The sequence below is a fragment of the Vulgatibacter incomptus genome, assembly GCF_001263175.1.
Classification (GTDB): Bacteria; Myxococcota; Myxococcia; order Myxococcales; family Vulgatibacteraceae; genus Vulgatibacter; species Vulgatibacter incomptus.
This window is the reverse complement of sequence record NZ_CP012332.1, coordinates 1,690,303-1,708,166: the sequence shown is the minus strand read 5'-3', so window position 1 is coordinate 1,708,166 and position 17,864 is coordinate 1,690,303. Positions and strand designations below refer to the sequence as shown.

Sequence of the window (17,864 nt, the reverse complement as noted above, 5' to 3'; positions counted from 1 at the left end):
GGGTGCCGGGATCGTTCCCTGCGCCCGCCGTGTTCTCCATGGAACGCCCATTTGGAGTGTGTTAGGGAGCAACCGCCTCCCTGCCCGCCGATCGAAAGCGAATGCCCGCAGACAACGCCCACATCCGAAACTTCTCGATCATCGCCCACATCGATCACGGCAAGTCGACGCTGGCCGATCGCCTGCTCGAGCGCACCGGCACCATCAGCCAGCGCGAAAAGCAGGAGCAGCTCCTCGACTCGATGGATCTCGAGCGGGAGCGCGGGATCACGATCAAGGCCACCGCCGTCCGCATGGACTACAAGGCCAAGGACGGGAAGGACTACGTCCTCAACCTGATCGACACCCCGGGCCATGTCGACTTCCAGTACGAGGTGAGCCGCTCCCTCGCCGCTTGCGAAGGTGCGCTCCTCGTGGTCGACGCCACCCAGGGCGTCGAGGCCCAGACCCTCGCCAACGTCTACCTGGCCCTCGAGCACGATCACGAGATCGTCCCGGTGATCAACAAGGTCGACCTGCCTTCCGCCGACGTGGAAGGGGTGCGCGAGGAGATCGAGGAGGTGATCGGCCTCGACGCCTCCCAGGCCGTGCCCGCCTCCGCCAAGGAGGGGATCGGCATCGACGAGATCCTCGAGGCCCTGGTCGCGCGGATCCCGCCGCCGAAGGGCAGCTCCGCTTCGCCGCTGAAGGCGCTGATCTTCGACTCCTGGTACGACAGCTACCGCGGTGTGGTGATGCTGATCCGGATCCTCGAGGGGACGCTCTCGCCCAAGCAGCAGATCCAGCTCTGGAGCAACAATCGCAAGTTCGAGGTGCAGAGCGTCGGGCACTTCAAGCCCAAGGCCGTCCCCGCCGATCGCCTGATCCCGGGCGAGGTGGGCTTCGTCATCGCGAACATCAAGGACGTGCACGACGCCAAGGTCGGCGACACGATCACCGACGCGGTCACGCCCACCGACTCGCCGTTCCCGGGCTTCAAGGAGATCAAGCCGATGGTCTTCTCGGGGATCTTCCCCGTGGAGTCCCACGAGTACGAGAACCTCCGCGACGCCCTGGAGAAGCTGAAGCTCAACGACGCCGCGTTCACCTTCGAGCCCGAGGTCTCGCAGGCGCTCGGCTTCGGCTTCCGCTGCGGCTACCTCGGCCTCCTCCACATGGAGATCGTCCAGGAGCGGCTCGAGCGCGAGTACGGCCTCGACCTGATCACCACCGCACCCTCGGTGGTCTACCGGGTCCACACCACCGACGGCGAGGTGCTCAGGGTCGACAACCCGGCCCGCCTGCCGGCCCAGCAGAAGATCGACCACATGGAGGAGCCGCTCCTCCGCTGCAACGTCCACGTCCCCAACGATTACGTGGGCGCGATCCTCAAGCTCTGCGAGGATCGGCGCGGCACCCAGGTCGACCTCAAGTACCTTGGGCCCAAGCGCGTGCAGATCACCTACGACCTCCCCATGGCCGAGGTGGTCTACGACTTCTTCGACAAGATGAAGTCCGCCACCAAGGGCTACGCCTCCCTGGACTACGAGCTCCACGGCTACCAGGTCTCGCCGCTGGTGAAGCTCGACATCCTGGTGAACGGGGAGCCGGTCGACGCCCTGAGCATCATCGTCCACCGCGAGCGGGCCTATCAGCGGGGCAAGGACGTCTGCGCGAAGCTGCGGGAGGTGATCCCGAGGCAGATGTACGAGGTGGCCATCCAGTCCGCGATCGGCGGGAAGATCATCTCGCGCGAGACGGTAAAGGCCATGCGCAAGAACGTGCTCGCGAAGTGCTACGGTGGCGACATCAGCCGAAAGCGCAAGCTCCTCGAGAAGCAGAAGGAGGGGAAGAAGCGCATGAAGCAGGTCGGCACGGTCGAGATCCCGCAGGAAGCCTTCCTCGCGGTGCTGAAGTCGGAGGACTAGCTCCAGGTGTCCATCACCAAGAACGAAGCCCTCGCCGCCGCGACGACCGCGGTCGGCGGGGCGAAGCCGAAGAAGGCGCGCAAGGAGCAGAAGGGCTTCTTCGGCCTCGTCCGCTCGGTGGGGCCCGCCCTCGCCGTTGCCCTGGGCATCCGCGCCTTTCTCTTCGAGCCCTTCTCGATCCCGTCCGGCTCGATGCTCCCCACGCTGCAGATCGGCGACTACGTCGTGGTCTCGAAGTTCGCGTACGGCGTGCGGATCCCGTTCACGAACCGGATGCTCTTCCAGGCGGCGACGCCGATGCGGGGAGACGTCATCGTCTTCGAGCGCCCCACGGTGGAGCCCGAGACCCTGATCAAGCGCGTGATCGGCCTCCCCGGCGAGACGATCGCCATCGTCGACGGCGTGCTCCAGGTTAACGGCGAGGCGCAGCCCCGCGACCTCCTCGAGAAGGGCTACGGCTTCGACGACTACGACGAGCACCGCAGGCAGTGGCGGGGTTCCTCCGCGGATCTCTACGTGGAGCGGCTCGCCGAGCCCGACGGGAGCCATCGGCACTTCGTGATGGAGCAGATCCGCGGGCTGCCATCCCAGGGGCCCTGGCGGGTCCCCGAGGGCCACGTCCTCGTCCTCGGAGACAACCGCGACAACTCGGCGGACTCCCGCGTCTTCGGCTTCGTGCCCCTGGGCAACATCCGGGGCCGCGCGGACGTGGTGGGCTTCTCCTGGGGCAAGGACGGCCTCCGCACCGACCGCATCATGCGGAGCCTCGACGCCAAGGTCCCAGAGGGCGCTTGAGCCCAGACCGGAAGGCGAAGCGGCACCTGGCCGCCCTCCTTTCGGAGACCCGCTCCGTCGCCCGGGCCCGGCGCCGCAGGCTCGGTCCCCACGTGGTGGCGGAGCTCGCCGCCGTCCAGGCCGAGGCCCGGATGGCGCTGGAGTCCGGCGACCTCGGCCGCATCGCCATGGCGACGGCGAGCCTCGAGGCCGCCGCTAGGGTCCACGGCCTCGCGGACCTCCGCAAGAGCCTGACCCGCTCCTACTTCGAGGTGATCCTCCTCGCGGCGGGCCTCGCGCTGGCCGTGAGGCTGGTGTGCGTCGAGGTCTACCGGATCCCCTCGGGGTCCATGCTCCCCACGCTCCATCCGGGCGACGTCGTCCTGGTGAACAAGCTCGCCTACGGCGTGCGGCTGCCCTGGGGCGGTCCCGCGTGGGAAGGCGCCGGACCGCGGAGGGGCGAGGTGGTCGTCTTCCGGGATCCGAGGGCGGGGGAGCGCGAGCTGATCAAGCGCGTGGCCGGCGTGGCGGGCGACGAGATCGAAGTGAACGACGAGACGCTCTTCGTGAATGGCGAGGCCCAGCCGAGGAGCCTCGCCACCGACCGCTTCGAGTATTGGAACTACCGCTTCGACCTGAAGTACTGGCACCCGCAGTCCGGCGAGCTCTACCTCGAGGAGCTCGATGGGCACCGGCACGCCACGATCCACTCGAGGCTTCTCCCCAGGCCTCGGCCGAAGGAGGGGCCCTTCCGGGTGCCCGAGGGCCACGTCTTCGTCCTGGGCGACAACCGCGACGACTCCGAGGACGGCCGCACCGACGGCGGCTGGTACGTCCCGCTGGAGAACGTGAAGGGCAGGGCGGCGCTGGTGGCGATCTCCTGGGGCAAGGAGGGCCTGCGCCTCTGGGGCGAGGAGGGGCTCTTGATCGACCGCATCCTCCGCCCCGTCGACGGCGGGATGTTCCGCACGGCCGACCTGGCCGAAGCGGCGTCGCGGCTCGGCGCCCGGCTGGCGCCGGCGGAGCGCGAGACGGCCGAGGACTGACGCCGGCGTTCCCCGGAGCGGTGAACGTTCCTTGCCTACCCGTTTGCGGCGAGGCCAGAATGGGCGCCATGCCCAACCCCATGCACGTTCCCGGGCGGCGGCCGCCGGATCGCGGCTTCGTCAACGTCGTCACCCTCGTCCTGATCGTGGTGATCGGCTCGGTCGCCTACCTCGGCTACGCCTACCTTCCCCACTGGATGCGAAACCGCGACGTGATCTCCGCGATGCGGGAGGCGGGCTACCAGGCTTGGCGCGAGGGCAGCAACGATGCGCTGCAGCGGATGATCCTCTCCCGGACCGATCGGATCGTGCGTGTGGCCGAGGACGGCGAAGACTGGCCCGCGATCGAGGGCTCCGACGTCTCGGTCGAGAGGGACAGGTCGTTCGTCTACATCGACGTGAGCTACGAGGTGCCGATGCGCTACCCCTGGACGAGCAAGGTCCGGACGCTCCGCTTCGACAACCACGTGAAGACCGACCTCGAGGTCCCAACGAAGTGACGAGCGAGCGCGGCTTGCTGCGACGGTTGGAGTGAATGGAAAGCCCGTCCGAGGTCTACGCCCAGCGAGCGGTCGGGACGCACCGCCTGGCCCTCCTGAGGGACGGGGAGCAGACCTACGCGGCGATGCTGGACGCCATCGCGAAGGCCCGATCGACGATCTGCCTCTCCACCTACATCCTCCGCTCCGACCGAACCGGCGAGCGCTTCGCCGAGGCGCTGATCGAGCGGGCCCGGGACGGCGTGGAGGTGAACCTCCTCTACGACGCGTGGGGATCGTCCGTGTCGTCGGACTATCTCCGCCGGCTGCGCGAGGGAGGCGTGCGGGTGGTGGCCTTCCGGCCCTTCCGGCTCAAGTCGAGGCTCGCGAGCACCGTTGGCGGCTATCTCCGAAGGGACCACCGGAAGATCCTCGTGGTCGACAAGGAGGTGGGCTTCACCGGCGGGGTCAACATCGCGGACGACTACGCCCCGCTGAAGGACGGCGGGGGCGGTTGGCGCGACACCCACCTCCGCCTCGAGGGGCCGGCGGCCTACGAGCTCCTGGCCTTCTTCCTGTACGTCTGGATGAGGGAGGGCGGGGCGCACCTCGACCCGACGCGGTACCGGCACGAGGGGCGGCGCCCCGACCCCAAGGTGAAGATCCTCGGCAACGGCCTTCGGCGCGAGCTCAAGTTGCTGCGCAAAGCCTACCTCGAAGCCTTCAAGAGCGCCGAGGACCGCATCCGGATCACGAACGCCTACTTCGTGCCCACGCCCCGGATCCTCCGTGCCCTGAAGAACGCCGCTCGGCGCGGGGTCCGGGTGGACTTGATCGTCGCCGGAACCACCGACGTGCCCGCGATCCGATTCGCCAGCCAGGGCTTCTACGGCGGGCTGCTGCGGGCCGGCGTGCGGATCTACGAGTGGCACGGCCGGGTGCTCCACGCCAAGACCGCCGTGATCGACGGGCGTTGGAGCACCGTGGGCTCGATGAACCTCGACACCCTCTCCATCCGCATGAACCTCGAGGCCAACGCCATCGTCGAGGACGAGGCCTTTGCCTGCGACCTCGAGCGGATGTTCGCGGAGGATCTCGAGAGCTGCGGCGAGGTCGTCCTCCGCGACCTGAGGGTGCGGCCCTTGCTGAACCAGATCGTCTCGTGGATCGTGTGGCGCCTGCGGCGCTGGCTCTGATCCGGCTCGATCGGGCCGGGGCGCGAGAATTCGTGTAGGCGAGTGTGGAAGAGTACATTGAACCGGTCGGGAAGGTAGGCTATAGGTCCGCCTCCAGCATGACCCTCGCGCGCAAGCACCTGCTCGGTATCGAGCCTTTGGAAAGGGCCGAGATCGAGGAGATCTTAGGCCTCGCCGTCTCGATGAAGGAGCTGCTCCGGCAGGACTTGAAAAAGTCCCCGGCCCTTCGCGGAAAGACGGTCATCAACTGTTTCTTCGAGAGCTCGACCCGGACTCGTTCCAGCTTCGAGATCGCGGCGAAGATCCTCTCCGCCGACGCGGTGAACTGGTCCTCGTCGGGGTCGTCCGTGAGCAAGGGCGAGAGCCTGATCGACACGGCGAAGAACCTCGAGGCCATGCGGCCCGACATCCTCGTGATCCGTCACGCGGCGTCGGGGGCGCCCCACCTCGTGGCCTCCCGCGTCGGCTGCGCCGTGGTGAACGCCGGGGATGGCGCCCACGAGCACCCATCCCAGGCGCTCCTGGACGCGTTCACGCTCCGTGAGCGCTGGGGATCCCTCGAGGGCCGGACCGTGGCGATCGTCGGCGACATCCGGCACAGCCGCGTCGCCCGCTCGAACATCTACTGCCTCCGCAAGCTCGGGGCGCGGGTGCGCCTCTGCGGCCCGCCGACCATGATCCCCATCGGGATCGAAGCGCTCGGCTGCGACACGACCTTCGACCTCCGCGAGGCCGTGACCGGCGCCGACGCCGTGATGATGCTCCGGATCCAGAACGAGCGGATCGCCGGGAGCCTCTTCCCGTCGACCCGCGAGTACTCGAAGCTCTACGGCCTCTCCCAGGCCAAGACGTCGTGGCTGAAGGACGACGCGCTGATCCTCCACCCCGGGCCGATCAACCGCGGCGTCGAGCTCGAGCCCGAGGTCGCCGACGGGGAGCGGAGCGTGATCCTCGATCAGGTGGAAAACGGTGTCGCGGTGCGAATGGCGATCCTCCAGCTCCTAGCCGGCGGGGTGGCGTGATGAGCCAGTCCGAGCTCTTCCTCGTGAACGGCCGGCTCCTCGATCCGGCCACCGGCGTCGATGGCGTGCGCACCGTGCACGTCGTCGACGGGCGGATCCGCTCGATCTCGGCCGATCTCCCGTCGAATACCCAGGGTGTCAAGGTCATCGACTGCGCCGGGAAGCTCGTGCTCCCGGGGTTCATCGATCTCCACGCCCACCTGCGCGAGCCGGGCGAGGAGTACAAGGAGACGATCCTCACCGGCGCCCGGTCGGCCGTCGCCGGCGGCTTCACCGCCGTCGTGGCGATGCCGAACACCCGGCCGCCGATCGACAACGCGCACCTCGTCCGCTTCGTCCTCGACCGCGCCGCCGAGGCCGGCCTCGCCAGGGTCTATCCCAGCGGCGCCATCTCCAAGGGCCAGGAGGGCAAGGACCTCGCGGAGATCGGCGACATGGTCCAGGCCGGCGCCGTGTGCATCACGGACGACGGCAGGCCCGTGATGGATCCGGCGCTGATGCGCCGCGCCCTCGAGTACGCCAAGACCTTCGACCTGCCCGTGATGGTCCACGAAGAGGATCTCCACCTCGCCGCCGGCGGCTGCATGAACGAGGGCGCGGTCTCGACCCGCCTCGGGCTCCGCGGCTCGCCGAACGTGGCCGAGGACGCGATGGTCCTCCGCGACATCGAGCTCTGCGCCCTCACGGGCGGCAGGCTGCACATCGCCCACCTATCTACCGCCGGCTCGGTCCGGGCGGTGCGCGACGCCAAGCGCCGAGGCCTTCGGGTCACCGCCGAGGCTACGCCGCACCACTTCACCCTCACCGACGAGGCGGTCGGCACCTACGACACCCGGGCCAAGATGTGCCCGCCGCTCCGCACGCAGGCCGACGTCGACGCCGTCCTCGTGGGCCTCGCCGACGGCACCATCGACGCCATCGCGACCGACCACGCGCCCCACTCGGCGGTGGAGAAGGACGTCGAGTTCGAGCGGGCCGCCAACGGGATCGTCGGCCTCGAGACCGCGCTGCCGCTCACCCTCGCCCTGGTTCGGAGCGGCGCGATCTCGCTGATGCGCGCCGTCGAGCTCCTGAGCCTCGGCCCGGCGAAGGCCTTCGGCCTGCCGGGGGGCAGGGTGGCCGAGGGCGAGGTGGCGGATCTGGCCATCGTCGATCCCGAGGCGGAATGGCGGGTCGACCCGGCCCGCTTCGAGAGCAAGGGCCGTTACACGCCCTTCGAAGGTTGGACGCTCCGCGGGAGGGTGGACCTCACCCTGGTCGGCGGCGCGATCGTGTACGAGAGCAAGGAGAGCGGCAGGTGAAGGACGGTTCTACGGGCAAGGCGATCCTGGCCCTCGAAGACGGGACGGTCTTCGAAGGGACGGGCTTTGGCGCACGGGCGGAGGCCGCCGGCGAGGTGGTCTTCCAGACCTCTCCCACCGGATACCAGGAGATCCTCACGGATCCCGGATCCGCCGGCCAGCTCGTGGTCTTCGCCTACCCCGAGCTCGGCAACGTCGGGGTGACCGACGTGGCCTTCGAGTCCGCGACCGTCCACGCCGCCGGCGTCGTCGCCCGGCACGTGGCGCTGGCTCCTTCCAGCCACCTCGCGAAGGAGGCGCTGCAGCCCTGGCTCGCGAGCCACGGCACGCCTGGCATCGAGGGCATCGACACCCGCATGCTGATCCGGCACATCCGCGACGGCGGTCCGAAGCGGGGCGTGCTCTCCACCCTCGACGGCGCCGACGCCAAGACCCTGGTGGAGAAGGCGAGGGCGCTTCCGCCTGCGACCGGCCTCGTCGCCCGGGTGAGCACGAAGGTGCGCTACGAGCTCCCGGCCGAAGGGGCGAGCCGCTTCCACGTGGTCGTATACGACCTCGGCGTGAAGCGTTCCCTGCTGCGGCGGCTCGCCGAGCAGGGCTGCCGCCTCACCGTCGTCCCCTTTACGACGACCGCTGCCGACGTGCTGGCGCTCCAGCCCGACGGCATCGTCCTCTCCGGCGGCCCCGGCGATCCCTCCGACCTCTCCGAGGCGGAGGCCGCCGTCCGGGCGCTCCTGGGCAAGACCCCCATACTCGGCGTCAACCTGGGTCACCAGCTCCTGGCGAAGGCCGCCGGCGCCCGGATGCAGCGCCTCGTTCATCCGCACCACGGCGCCAACTACCCGGTGAAGGAGCTCTCCACCGGCAAGGTCGCCATCACCGGACAGAGCCACTCCTTCGCAGTCGACGCGGAGAGCCTGGGCGCGATCGGCGCTGCAGTCACCCACTCTTCCGTCCACGACGGCAGCGTGGAGGGGATCGAGCTGCCGGCCTTCCGTGCCATCGGTGTGCAGTTCCACCCGGAGTCCGCGCCGGGACCCCTCGATTCCCTGGCGCTCTTCGGTCGGTTCACTGCCATGATGGAGGGGGCGCCGGTTCCGGATCGCTCGCAGGCGTGACGGGACCCTTCTCGGAAGGCCACACCGTGTACCAGCCGCAGCTCGACAGAGTGCTCGCGTGGGCGTCCGGTCCCGATCGGCAGGAGGAGATCCTCCGCGCCAAGGCGGCATTCTTCGAGCGGATCGGCGAGGCCCACGAGGAGGATCGGTCCTTCGAGCAGCGCCTGGCGCTCTTCGTGGAGCATTTCCTCTTCGATCGCCCCCTGGACGGCACGGGCGCTCCGCCCGCCGCCGCGTACCTCGAGGCGAACCGCGCCGCGCTCTCTCCCGAGGAGCTGGGGACCTTCGAGGCGCTCACGCGCTCCGTCCACGGGATCTTCGAGGTCCGGAAGCTCGGCACCAAGCTCGGCCTCAAGGTTCGCGACGTGGTGAGCCGCACCGACTACGACATCCTGGAGCGCCGCGGCCTCGTCGCCCTCTCGAAGGGCGACATCCTCGACGCGCGCCTGCTCCCGATCGACGGCAACCTCGTCTTCAGCGGTCACTTCCTGTACCACCCGGCGGAGGCCCGCAAGGCGATCCTCACCGAGGCCAAGCGCCGGAAGAAGGCCGACCCTACGGCCTCGTCCTCCGAGCTCGCCTACGACCTCGCGCGCCTCGCGCTGAAGCTCGATCGCTACCGCGGCGTCCCCGTCGAGAACATCTACAAGTTCGGCTGAGCGGGGCGATCGCTTGGTCGCGTCGCCCGGGCTCGCTCCGTGTCATCGGAGCGGGCCCGCTTTGCGATCGAGTCCCGAAGATGCACGGCAGGGGGTTCGAGCTCCCCGAGCGGCGCGTGTTCTCGAATGCGGAGCGAACGCCTATAGGTCGACGACGTGACCATGTGCATTCGTGAGTCACGAATGCACATGGGTTATATGCCTCGACTGTTTCGAGTCCACGTGTTGCCGCCCGCGATGCGACGGGCAGGCGGCTGCTGAAATTGTCCTACAGCCGATGAATCGTCATCAGGTTGGTGGACATCGGCTGGTTGGGGACGCCGCTCGAGATCACCACGGGGTCGCCGCGCTTGGCGAACTTCTCGCGCAGGAGCACGTCGGTGACGACGCGGAGCATCTCGTCGGGCGTGCTGTAGGCCGGGATCATCAGGGGGATCACGCCCCAGCACAGCGCCATCCGGCGGTAGGTCTCGGGCAGCGGGGTGAGGGCGAAGATCCGGGCTGCGGGGCGGTGCTCGGAGATGAGGCGGGCGGCGCGGCCGGTCTGGGTGCAGGCTGCGATCGAGTCGAGGCCGAGCTGCTCGGCGGCGGCGCAGCAGGCGCGGGCCACCGCAGACGAGAAGGAGTCGGAGCGCGCCAGGTTGTGGGGCTTCAGGGAGCGGAAGCGGTGGCTCCGCTCCACCTCCTGGACGATGGCGGCCATGGTGGCAGCCGCCTCCACCGGGTGTGCGCCGCTCGCGGTCTCCGCGGAGAGCATCACCGCGTCGGCGCCGTCGAGGACGGCGTTGGCGACGTCCGAGACCTCGGCGCGGGTGGGGCGGGCCTCGTGGATCATCGACTCGAGCATCTCGGTGGCGACGATCACGATCTTGCCCTGGGCGTTGGTCCGCTCGATCAGCATCTTCTGGATCAAGGGGACGCGCTCGAGGGGGAGCTCTACGCCCAGATCGCCGCGGGCGACCATGATGCCGTCCGCGATCTCCGCGATGGCATCGATGTCGGCGACGGCCTGGGGCATCTCGATCTTGGCGATGATCGGCACGCGCTCGCCGGCGATCCGCTTCACGTTGCGCACGTCGTCCGCGGTGCGGACGAACGAGATCGCCACGTAGTCCACGCCGATGGCGAGGCCGAACTCGAGGTCGGCGGCGTCCTTCTCGGTGAGGGAGGGCGCGGAGACCTTGGTGCCGGGGAGGTTGATGCCCTTGTTGTTCCCGAGCTCGCCGCCGAGGGTGACCTTGCAGCGGATCTCGTTCTTCTTGGGCTTCTTGAGGACGGTGAGCTTGATGCGGCCGTCGGCGAGGAGGACGTCGTCGCCGATCCGCACGTCGCGCACGAGGCCGGCGTAGGTCGTGGAGAACCGCGAGGAGGTGCCCAGCACCTCCTCGGTGGTGATCGTCACCTCGGAGCCGGTGGCGAGGGTGATCTTGCCGCCCCGCATCTTTCCGGTGCGGATCTTCGGTCCCTGCAGGTCCTGCAGCACCGCCACGGGGCGGCCTACGCGCTGCGCGGCCTCCCGGACGAGGCCCAGGCGCCGCTCGTGGTCGCGGTGGGTGCCGTGGGAGAAGTTCAGCCGGGCGACGTCCATGCCCGCCCGGACGAGCGCCTCGATCTGCTCGAGCGAGTCGGAAGCGGGGCCCAGGGTGCAGACGATCTTTGCTTTGCGCATGATGCCTTCCTTCCGAAGCTCGACGGCCCCGCATTGCTGCTACGGCTTTGGGCCGGCACGCGATGCGGGTCCGCGGACCGACGATGCAGAAGGCCTGGCGGGACGATCAGCGTTCTTCGTCCTCGTCTTCGTCCTCGTCTTCGTCCTCATCCTCGTCGTCGTCTTCGTAGCCCTCGTCCTCTTCCTCGGACTCTTCCTCTTCTTCCTCTTCCTCCTCGGCGGGCTCTTCGTCGTAGGGCGCGGGGAGATCGTCGGATTCGATGGTGAGGGCGAGCAGGAACTTGGGCCGGAGCTCGGCGACCTTGGCGAGGAGCTCGTCGAGGGCGTTTCCGAGCTCCTCGGAGATCTTGCGGGCGGCCTTCTGGCCACAATTCGGGCAGACGATCGGATCCCCCTCGAGGATCTCGCCGATCTCGATCTCGAAGGATGCGTCGCACTGCTGGCAATTGAAGTCGATGGTCATGGTGCGGCTAGGTAGCCAAGGCGGCCGGGAGCGGTCAAGCAATCTCCGCAGGCTTCGGGCGATCGCTCCAGGCCGGCGGGGGGGCCGCTCCCGGTGGCCTTCGGCGGCTCCCGAAACCGACGGCGGGGGAGGCGGCCGACACCGGCTCCGGGCTCGGCACAAACCCGGGAAGATCCCCATTCCACAGCGGGACCGTATGGTATAAGGCGCGCCCAACCTCGGAGCAGGAAACCAAGGAGAGGACCGATCATGGCGAACTTCGAGAAGCTGAAAGTGCCGGCGACCGGCTCGCGGATCACCGTGGGCGCAAACGGGAATCTGAACGTCCCCGCTGATCCGATCATCCCCTTCATCGAAGGCGACGGCACCGGTCCCGATATCTGGAACGCCACGAAGCTCGTCCTCGACGCCGCCGTGGAGAAGGCCTACGCCGGTAAGCGCAAGATCCACTGGTTCGAGATCTACGCCGGCGAGAAGGCGAACGAGGTCTACGGCCCGAACACCTGGCTGCCGAACGACACCCTCGAGGCGATCAAAGAGTACATCGTCGCGATCAAGGGTCCCCTCACCACGCCGGTGGGCGGCGGCATCCGCTCGATCAACGTCGCGCTCCGCCAGGAGCTCGACCTCTACTCCTGCATCCGCCCCGTGCGCTGGTTCGAGGGCGTGCCCGCTCCGGTGAAGGAGCCCGGCAAGCTCGACGTGGTGATCTTCCGCGAGAACACGGAGGACGTCTACTCGGGCATCGAGTACAAGTCCGGCTCCGCCGATGTCGAGAAGCTCCGCAACTTCATCAACACCGAGCTCAAGCCCAAGGAGCCGATCCGCGAGGGCTCGGGCATCGGCATCAAGCCGATCTCCGCCTTCGGCTCCAAGCGCCTCGTGGCGGCGGCGATCAAGCACGCGATCGCCACCGGCCGGACCATGGTGACCCTGGTTCACAAGGGGAACATCATGAAGTTCACCGAGGGTGCGTTCCGCGACTGGGGCTACGAGGTGGCCAAGGAGCAGTTCGCCGACGTCGTGATCTCCGAGGCCGACCTCTGGGAGAAGCACGACGGCAAGCTGCCCGCCGGCAAGATCCTCATCAACGACCGGATCGCGGACAACATGTTCCAGCAGATCCTCCTGCGGCCGGACGAGTACCAGATCCTCGCCACCCCGAACCTCAACGGCGACTACCTCTCCGACGCGGCGGCCGCGCAGGTCGGCGGCCTCGGCATCGCGCCGGGCGGCAACGTGGGCGACAAGGCGGCGGTCTTCGAGGCCACCCACGGCACGGCCCCCAAGTACGCCGGCCAGGACAAGGTGAACCCGGGTTCGCTGATCCTCTCGGGCGAGATGATGCTGCGCCACATGGGCTGGAACGAGGCGGCGGATCTCGTGGTCAAGGGCATGGAGCAGGCGATCCTGAACAAGACGGTCACCTACGACTTCCACCGCCAGATGGAGGGCGCGACGCTGCTGAAGGCGTCGGAGTTCGCCGTGGCGATGTGCAAGGCGATGTAGGGCCTCGCCCAAGCGGAGCCGATTCGGCGCATTAGACGGCTTTCAGCCTGTTGCGCACCGCGTCGGCTCCCTCTAATACGACCTTACGGAGGTCAGGAAATGGCTCGCAGGAACAAGATCGCGGTCGTCGGCGCCGGCAACATCGGCGGGAACATCGGGCTCCTCTGCGCGGAGCGGCGCCTCGGCGACGTGGTGCTCTACGACATCGAGAGGGTGGCAGGTCCGACCAAGGGCAAGGCCCTCGACATCAACCAGCTCAACGCGGTGCGCGGCCTCGACACGCGCCTCGTGGGGACGAGCGACTTCGCCGACGCGGAAGGCGCGGACGTCGTCATCGTCACGGCCGGCGTGCCCCGCAAGCCGGGCATGAGCCGCGACGACCTCGTCGGCGTGAACATGCCGATCATCTCCGACGTCGCGGAGAAGGTGAAGAAGCACACGCCGAACGCCTTCGTGATCGTGATCTCGAACCCCCTCGACGCGATGGTCTACGCGATGCACAAGGTCGCGGGCCTGGCTGACCACATGGTCTGCGGCATGGCCGGCGTCCTCGACTCCTCGCGCTTCCGCTTCTTCGTCTCCGAGGCCCTCGACGTCTCCATCGAGGACGTCCACGCGGTGGTCCTCGGCGGCCACGGCGACGACATGGTGCCGCTGACCCGCCTCTGCTCGGTGGGCGGCGTTCCCCTCGAGAGCCTCCTCCCCAAGGACAAGCTCGACGCCATCGTCGACCGCACCCGCAAGGGCGGCGGCGAGCTCGTGCAGCTCTTCGGAACCGGCTCGGCGTACTTCGCGCCGGCGGAGAGCGCCGTCTCGATGGCGGAGTCCTACCTCCTCGACCGAAAGCGGGTCCTCCCGGTTGCGGCGCGCCTCCATGGCGAATACGGCATCGACGGCTACTTCTTCGGCGTCCCGGCCCGCATCGGCGGCGGCGGCGTGGAGAAGGTCTACGAGATCGCCCTCGACCCGGCCGAGAAGGTCATGCTCGACAAGTCGTTCCACGCGGTGAAGGCCGTCGTGGAGTCGTGCAAGCTCTAAGACGCAGTCTCGCGATCCGGGGCGGCGGCGGTTCGGCCGTAGCCCCGGTTCGCCGGAAACCCGACGAAGGTCGGGCGAGCCATGGGCGGGGCGAATCTGTTAGGTTTCCGCCCATCGCTTCTCTCAACAGGGAACATTCGTATGCATTCGGGTGCAACCACGACCGGCCCCCGCGCCGGAAAATCGGTGATCGGCCGCGTGGCTCAGTCGTCGGTCGGCGCGAAGTGGGTCATGGGCGTCACCGGGGCGCTCTTCGTCTTCTGGCTGCTCCTCCACCTGGGCGGCAACCTCCAGGTGTTCAAGGGCGCGGAGATCTACAACGGCTACGCCGCGTTCCTCGCGAACGAGCCCGCGCTGCTCTGGGGCCAGAGGCTCTTCGTGCTGGTGATCGTGGTCCTCCACGTCCTCGCCGGCATGAGGCTCTTCTATCTGAACAAGAAGGCCAGGCCGCAGGGCTACCAGGGCTATCGGTACCGGAAGGCCACGTGGATCACCCGTACGATGCCGTACACGGGGCTGCTCCTCCTGGCCTTCATCCTCTTCCACCTCGCGCACTTCACCCTGGGCTGGGTCTTCCCGGGTGACTACGCGATGGTGGACGCCCTGGGCCGCCACGACATCTACACGAACATGATCCGCAGCTTCTCCATCGGCGGGATCGTGGTGATCTACGTGGTGGGGATGTTCCTGCTGGCGCTGCACCTCTCGCACGGCGTGTGGAGCGCGATCCAGACCTTCGGCCTCAACGGCCGGCGCTGGACCCCGTTCGCGATCCAGGCGGGCCGGATCCTCAGCGCGATCATCGCCGCCGGCTTCGCCTCCATCCCCGTCGCGATCCTGCTCGGGATCTTCGGGAGCTGACCGGCGCCCGTTCGCTCTCCTCTCGCCCCCAGGCGAGGGGATGGCGCGTCACATGCCAAGGGTTCGAGCGCCGTGGGCGCTCAGGAGACCTCACCCGTGAAACTCGACTCGAAGATCCCCAGCGGCCCCATCGAAAAGAAGTGGGACAACCACCGCTTCGAGATGAAGCTGGTGAACCCGGCCAACAAGCGGAAGTACCGCGTGATCGTGGTGGGCTCGGGCCTGGCCGGCGCCTCGGCTGCCGCCACGCTCTCGGAGCTCGGCTACGAGGTCGACTGCTTCTGCTTCCAGGACAGCCCGCGCCGTGCGCACTCGATCGCTGCCCAGGGCGGCATCAACGCGGCCAAGAACTACCAGAACGACGGCGACAGCATCCACCGCCTCTTCTACGACACGGTGAAGGGCGGCGACTTCCGCTCCCGCGAGGCGAACGTCTACCGCCTCGCCCAGGTGAGCGTGAACATCATCGACCAGTGCGTGGCCCAGGGCGTCCCCTTCGCCCGGGAGTACGGCGGCACCCTGGCGAACCGCTCCTTCGGCGGCGCCCAGGTCTCCCGTACCTTCTACGCCCGCGGCCAGACCGGCCAGCAGCTCCTCCTCGGCGCCTACTCGGCCCTCGAGAAGCAGATCGGCGCAGGCGCGGTACGGATGTTCGCCCGCCACGAGATGCTCGAGCTGGTGCTGATCGACGGCCACGCCCGCGGCATCGTCACCCGCGACCTGCAGACCGGCGCCATCGAGGCCTGGGCCGCTGACGCCGTGGTGCTCGCCACCGGCGGCTACAGCAACGCCTTCTTCCTCTCGACGAACGCCACGGGCTGCAACGTGACCGCGACCTGGCGCGCCTTCAAGAAGGGCGCGGCCTTCGCGAACCCCTGCTACACGCAGATCCACCCGACGTGCATCCCCGTCCACGGCGAGCATCAGTCGAAGCTCACCCTGATGTCGGAGAGCCTCCGGAACGACGGGCGGATCTGGGTGCCGAAGAAGGCCGGCGACAGCCGCGCCCCCGGCCAGATCCCGCACGACGAGCGCGACTACTACCTGGAGCGAAAGTACCCCAGCTTCGGCAATCTCTCGCCCCGCGACATCTCCTCCCGCGCTGCCAAGCAGGTCTGCGACGAGGGGCGGGGCGTCGGACCGGGCGGGCAGGGCGTCTACCTCGACTTCGCCGACGCCATCCAGCGCCTGGGCGAGGACGTGGTCCGCGATCGCTACGGCAACCTCTTCCAGATGTACGAGCAGATCACGGGAGAGAACCCGTACCGCCTGCCCATGCGGATCTACCCGGCGCCGCACTACACGATGGGTGGCCTCTGGGTCGACTACAACCTGATGAGCACGATCCCCGGCCTGCACGTGGTCGGCGAGGCGAACTTCTCCGACCACGGTGCCAACCGCCTCGGCGCCTCGGCGCTGATGCAGGGCCTCGCGGACGGCTACTTCGTGCTCCCGTACACCATCGGTGACTACTTCGCGAACGCGAAGCAGCCGAAGGTGACGACGGATCATCCGGAGTTCAAGAGGACGATCGAGGAGGTCGGCGGCCGGGTGAAGCGCCTGCTCTCGATCAAGGGCAAGCGCACGGTCAACTCGTACCATCGCGAGCTCGGCCGCCTCCTCTGGGAGAAGTGCGGCATGGCGCGGAACGCCCAGGGCCTGAAGGAGGCGCTGGTGCGCATCCCCGAGATCCGGGCAGAGTTCTGGGAGAATGTCTCGGTCACCGGCGAGGGCGGGGATCTGAACCAGGCCCTCGAGCGGGCCGGCCGCGTGGCGGACTTCCTCGAGTTCGGCGAGCTCATGGTCCGCGACGCCCTGGAGCGCGAGGAGTCGTGCGGCGGCCACTTCCGCGAGGAGTACCAGACGGCGGACGGCGAGGCGCTCCGGAACGACGACAAGTTCGCCCACGTGGCGGCCTGGGAGTACCAGGGACCGGACAAGGCGCCGATCCGGCACAAGGAGTCCCTGGAGTTCGAGAACGTGCACCTGGCTACTCGGAGCTACAAGTGAGCGCGGGAACGATGAAGCTGAAGCTGCGGGTCTGGCGGCAGAAGAACGGGAACACGCCGGGCAAGATGATCGACTACCTCGCCGAGGACGTCAGCCCGGACATGTCCTTCCTCGAGATGCTCGACGTCGTGAACGAGAAGCTCGAGGCCAAGGGCGACGAGCCCATCGCCTTCGACCACGACTGCCGCGAGGGCATCTGCGGCACGTGCTCGCTGGTGATCGACGGCCAGGCCCACGGCCCGATCCCGGGCGTGACCACCTGCCAGCTCCACATGCGCTCCTTCCGCGACGGACAGGAGGTCACCATCGAGCCCTTCCGGGCGGCAGCCTTCCCGGTGGTGAAGGACCTGGTGGTGAACCGCGGCGCCTTCGACAAGGTGGTGGCGGCGGGCGGCTTCGTCTCCGTCCGGACCGGCGGCACTCCCGACGGCAACGCGATCCCCATCTCGAAAGAGGAGGCCGACCTCTCGATGGACGCCGCCGCTTGCATCGGCTGCGGCGCCTGTGTGGCGGCCTGCCCGAACGCGTCGGCGATGCTCTTCGTGGGCGCGCAGATCTCCAAGTACAAGCACCTGCCCCAGGGCCAGGTGGAGCGCACCTCCCGTGCGAACGGGATGATCGCGGAGATGGACGCCCAGGGCTTCGGCAACTGCACCAACCACCGCGAGTGCGAGGCCGTCTGTCCGAAGGAGATCCCCATCCGCGTGATCGCCGAGCTGAACCGCGAGTTCATCCGCGCCAAGTCGAAGGGCAAGCGGGTGGCGGGCAAGTCCGACGGCGCGTGACATTGCGGAGCCGAAGGCGAAGCACAC

At 68.4% G+C, this 17,864-nt stretch carries 16 protein-coding genes; 14 read left to right on the top strand and 2 right to left on the bottom strand.

Annotation, left to right across the window (positions count from 1 at the left end):
- Positions 1–101 precede the first annotated feature (101 nt).
- From lepA to AKJ08_RS06915, 9 genes are all read left to right on the top strand, one after another.
- Complete coding sequence (gene lepA, locus AKJ08_RS06955; protein WP_050725402.1) at positions 102–1,907, top strand: translation elongation factor 4; 1,806 nt, start codon at positions 102–104, stop codon at positions 1,905–1,907.
- Between the two features lie 6 nt (positions 1,908–1,913).
- Positions 1,914–2,702: a signal peptidase I gene (gene lepB, locus AKJ08_RS06950; protein ID WP_050725401.1), complete on the top strand. Its 789-nt coding sequence runs from the start codon at positions 1,914–1,916 to the stop codon at positions 2,700–2,702.
- Complete coding sequence (gene lepB, locus AKJ08_RS06945; protein ID WP_050725400.1) at positions 2,699–3,727, top strand: signal peptidase I; 1,029 nt, start codon at positions 2,699–2,701, stop codon at positions 3,725–3,727. Before lepB (AKJ08_RS06950) ends, lepB (AKJ08_RS06945) begins: the two co-directional genes overlap by 4 nt.
- A gap of 68 nt (positions 3,728–3,795) precedes the next feature.
- Positions 3,796–4,227, top strand: a complete 432-nt coding sequence (locus tag AKJ08_RS06940) for a hypothetical protein (RefSeq protein WP_157370537.1) — start codon at positions 3,796–3,798, stop codon at positions 4,225–4,227.
- Positions 4,228–4,262: 35 nt separating this feature from the next.
- Positions 4,263–5,402, top strand: coding sequence for a phospholipase D-like domain-containing protein (locus AKJ08_RS06935; RefSeq protein WP_050725398.1), 1,140 nt, complete (start codon positions 4,263–4,265; stop codon positions 5,400–5,402).
- A gap of 98 nt (positions 5,403–5,500) precedes the next feature.
- Positions 5,501–6,424 carry an aspartate carbamoyltransferase catalytic subunit gene (locus AKJ08_RS06930; protein WP_050725397.1) on the top strand — a complete coding sequence of 308 codons (924 nt, stop codon included), beginning with the start codon at positions 5,501–5,503 and terminating at the stop codon, positions 6,422–6,424.
- The gene (locus AKJ08_RS06925; protein WP_050725396.1) at positions 6,424–7,725 is read left to right on the top strand and encodes a dihydroorotase; all 1,302 of its coding nucleotides are present in this window, start codon (positions 6,424–6,426) and stop codon (positions 7,723–7,725) included. Before AKJ08_RS06930 ends, AKJ08_RS06925 begins: the two co-directional genes overlap by 1 nt.
- The gene (carA, locus tag AKJ08_RS06920; protein ID WP_050725395.1) at positions 7,722–8,843 is read left to right on the top strand and encodes a glutamine-hydrolyzing carbamoyl-phosphate synthase small subunit; all 1,122 of its coding nucleotides are present in this window, start codon (positions 7,722–7,724) and stop codon (positions 8,841–8,843) included. The genes AKJ08_RS06925 and carA overlap by 4 nt, the downstream gene beginning before the upstream one ends.
- A 26-nt stretch (positions 8,844–8,869) precedes the next feature.
- A complete protein-coding gene (locus AKJ08_RS06915) occupies positions 8,870–9,502 on the top strand; it encodes a DUF7986 domain-containing protein (RefSeq protein WP_205624783.1) in 633 nt (210 codons plus the stop codon).
- Between the two features lie 268 nt (positions 9,503–9,770).
- Here the strand turns inward: AKJ08_RS06915 and pyk are convergent, their stop codons facing one another.
- Positions 9,771–11,171 (bottom strand): pyruvate kinase, encoded by a 1,401-nt coding sequence (gene pyk / locus AKJ08_RS06910; RefSeq protein WP_050725393.1) that lies wholly within the window; start codon positions 11,169–11,171, stop codon positions 9,771–9,773.
- Positions 11,172–11,277: 106 nt separating this feature from the next.
- Complete coding sequence (locus AKJ08_RS06905) at positions 11,278–11,634, bottom strand: zinc ribbon domain-containing protein (protein ID WP_050725392.1); 357 nt, start codon at positions 11,632–11,634, stop codon at positions 11,278–11,280.
- 249 nt (positions 11,635–11,883) lie between these two features.
- Between AKJ08_RS06905 and icd the strand changes: the two genes are divergently transcribed.
- From icd to AKJ08_RS06880, 5 genes are all read left to right on the top strand, one after another.
- Positions 11,884–13,143 carry an isocitrate dehydrogenase (NADP(+)) gene (gene icd, locus AKJ08_RS06900; protein ID WP_050725391.1) on the top strand — a complete coding sequence of 420 codons (1,260 nt, stop codon included), beginning with the start codon at positions 11,884–11,886 and terminating at the stop codon, positions 13,141–13,143.
- 99 nt (positions 13,144–13,242) lie between these two features.
- Complete coding sequence (mdh, locus tag AKJ08_RS06895) at positions 13,243–14,181, top strand: malate dehydrogenase (protein WP_050725390.1); 939 nt, start codon at positions 13,243–13,245, stop codon at positions 14,179–14,181.
- Positions 14,182–14,322: 141 nt separating this feature from the next.
- On the top strand, positions 14,323–15,042 hold the full coding sequence (locus AKJ08_RS06890) for a succinate dehydrogenase cytochrome b subunit (RefSeq protein ID WP_050725389.1): 720 nt from the start codon (positions 14,323–14,325) through the stop codon (positions 15,040–15,042).
- Between the two features lie 96 nt (positions 15,043–15,138).
- On the top strand, positions 15,139–17,052 hold the full coding sequence (locus AKJ08_RS06885; RefSeq protein ID WP_050725388.1) for a fumarate reductase/succinate dehydrogenase flavoprotein subunit: 1,914 nt from the start codon (positions 15,139–15,141) through the stop codon (positions 17,050–17,052).
- A complete protein-coding gene (locus tag AKJ08_RS06880; RefSeq protein ID WP_157370536.1) occupies positions 17,049–17,837 on the top strand; it encodes a succinate dehydrogenase/fumarate reductase iron-sulfur subunit in 789 nt (262 codons plus the stop codon). The genes AKJ08_RS06885 and AKJ08_RS06880 overlap by 4 nt, the downstream gene beginning before the upstream one ends.
- Positions 17,838–17,864: the final 27 nt, after the last annotated feature.

Bases quoted from the DNA above. Each gene is read 5' to 3' on its own strand.
- lepA (WP_050725402.1), top strand. From the start codon at position 102: ATGCCCGCAGACAACGCCCACATCCGAAACTTCTCGATCATCGCCCAC.
- AKJ08_RS06940 (WP_157370537.1), top strand. From the start codon at position 3,796: ATGCCCAACCCCATGCACGTTCCCGGGCGGCGGCCGCCGGATCGCGGC.
- AKJ08_RS06935 (WP_050725398.1), top strand. From the start codon at position 4,263: ATGGAAAGCCCGTCCGAGGTCTACGCCCAGCGAGCGGTCGGGACGCAC.
- AKJ08_RS06930 (WP_050725397.1), top strand. From the start codon at position 5,501: ATGACCCTCGCGCGCAAGCACCTGCTCGGTATCGAGCCTTTGGAAAGG.
- AKJ08_RS06925 (WP_050725396.1), top strand. From the start codon at position 6,424: ATGAGCCAGTCCGAGCTCTTCCTCGTGAACGGCCGGCTCCTCGATCCG.
- pyk (WP_050725393.1), bottom strand. From the start codon at position 11,171: ATGCGCAAAGCAAAGATCGTCTGCACCCTGGGCCCCGCTTCCGACTCG.
- AKJ08_RS06905 (WP_050725392.1), bottom strand. From the start codon at position 11,634: ATGACCATCGACTTCAATTGCCAGCAGTGCGACGCATCCTTCGAGATC.
- icd (WP_050725391.1), top strand. From the start codon at position 11,884: ATGGCGAACTTCGAGAAGCTGAAAGTGCCGGCGACCGGCTCGCGGATC.
- mdh (WP_050725390.1), top strand. From the start codon at position 13,243: ATGGCTCGCAGGAACAAGATCGCGGTCGTCGGCGCCGGCAACATCGGC.
- AKJ08_RS06890 (WP_050725389.1), top strand. From the start codon at position 14,323: ATGCATTCGGGTGCAACCACGACCGGCCCCCGCGCCGGAAAATCGGTG.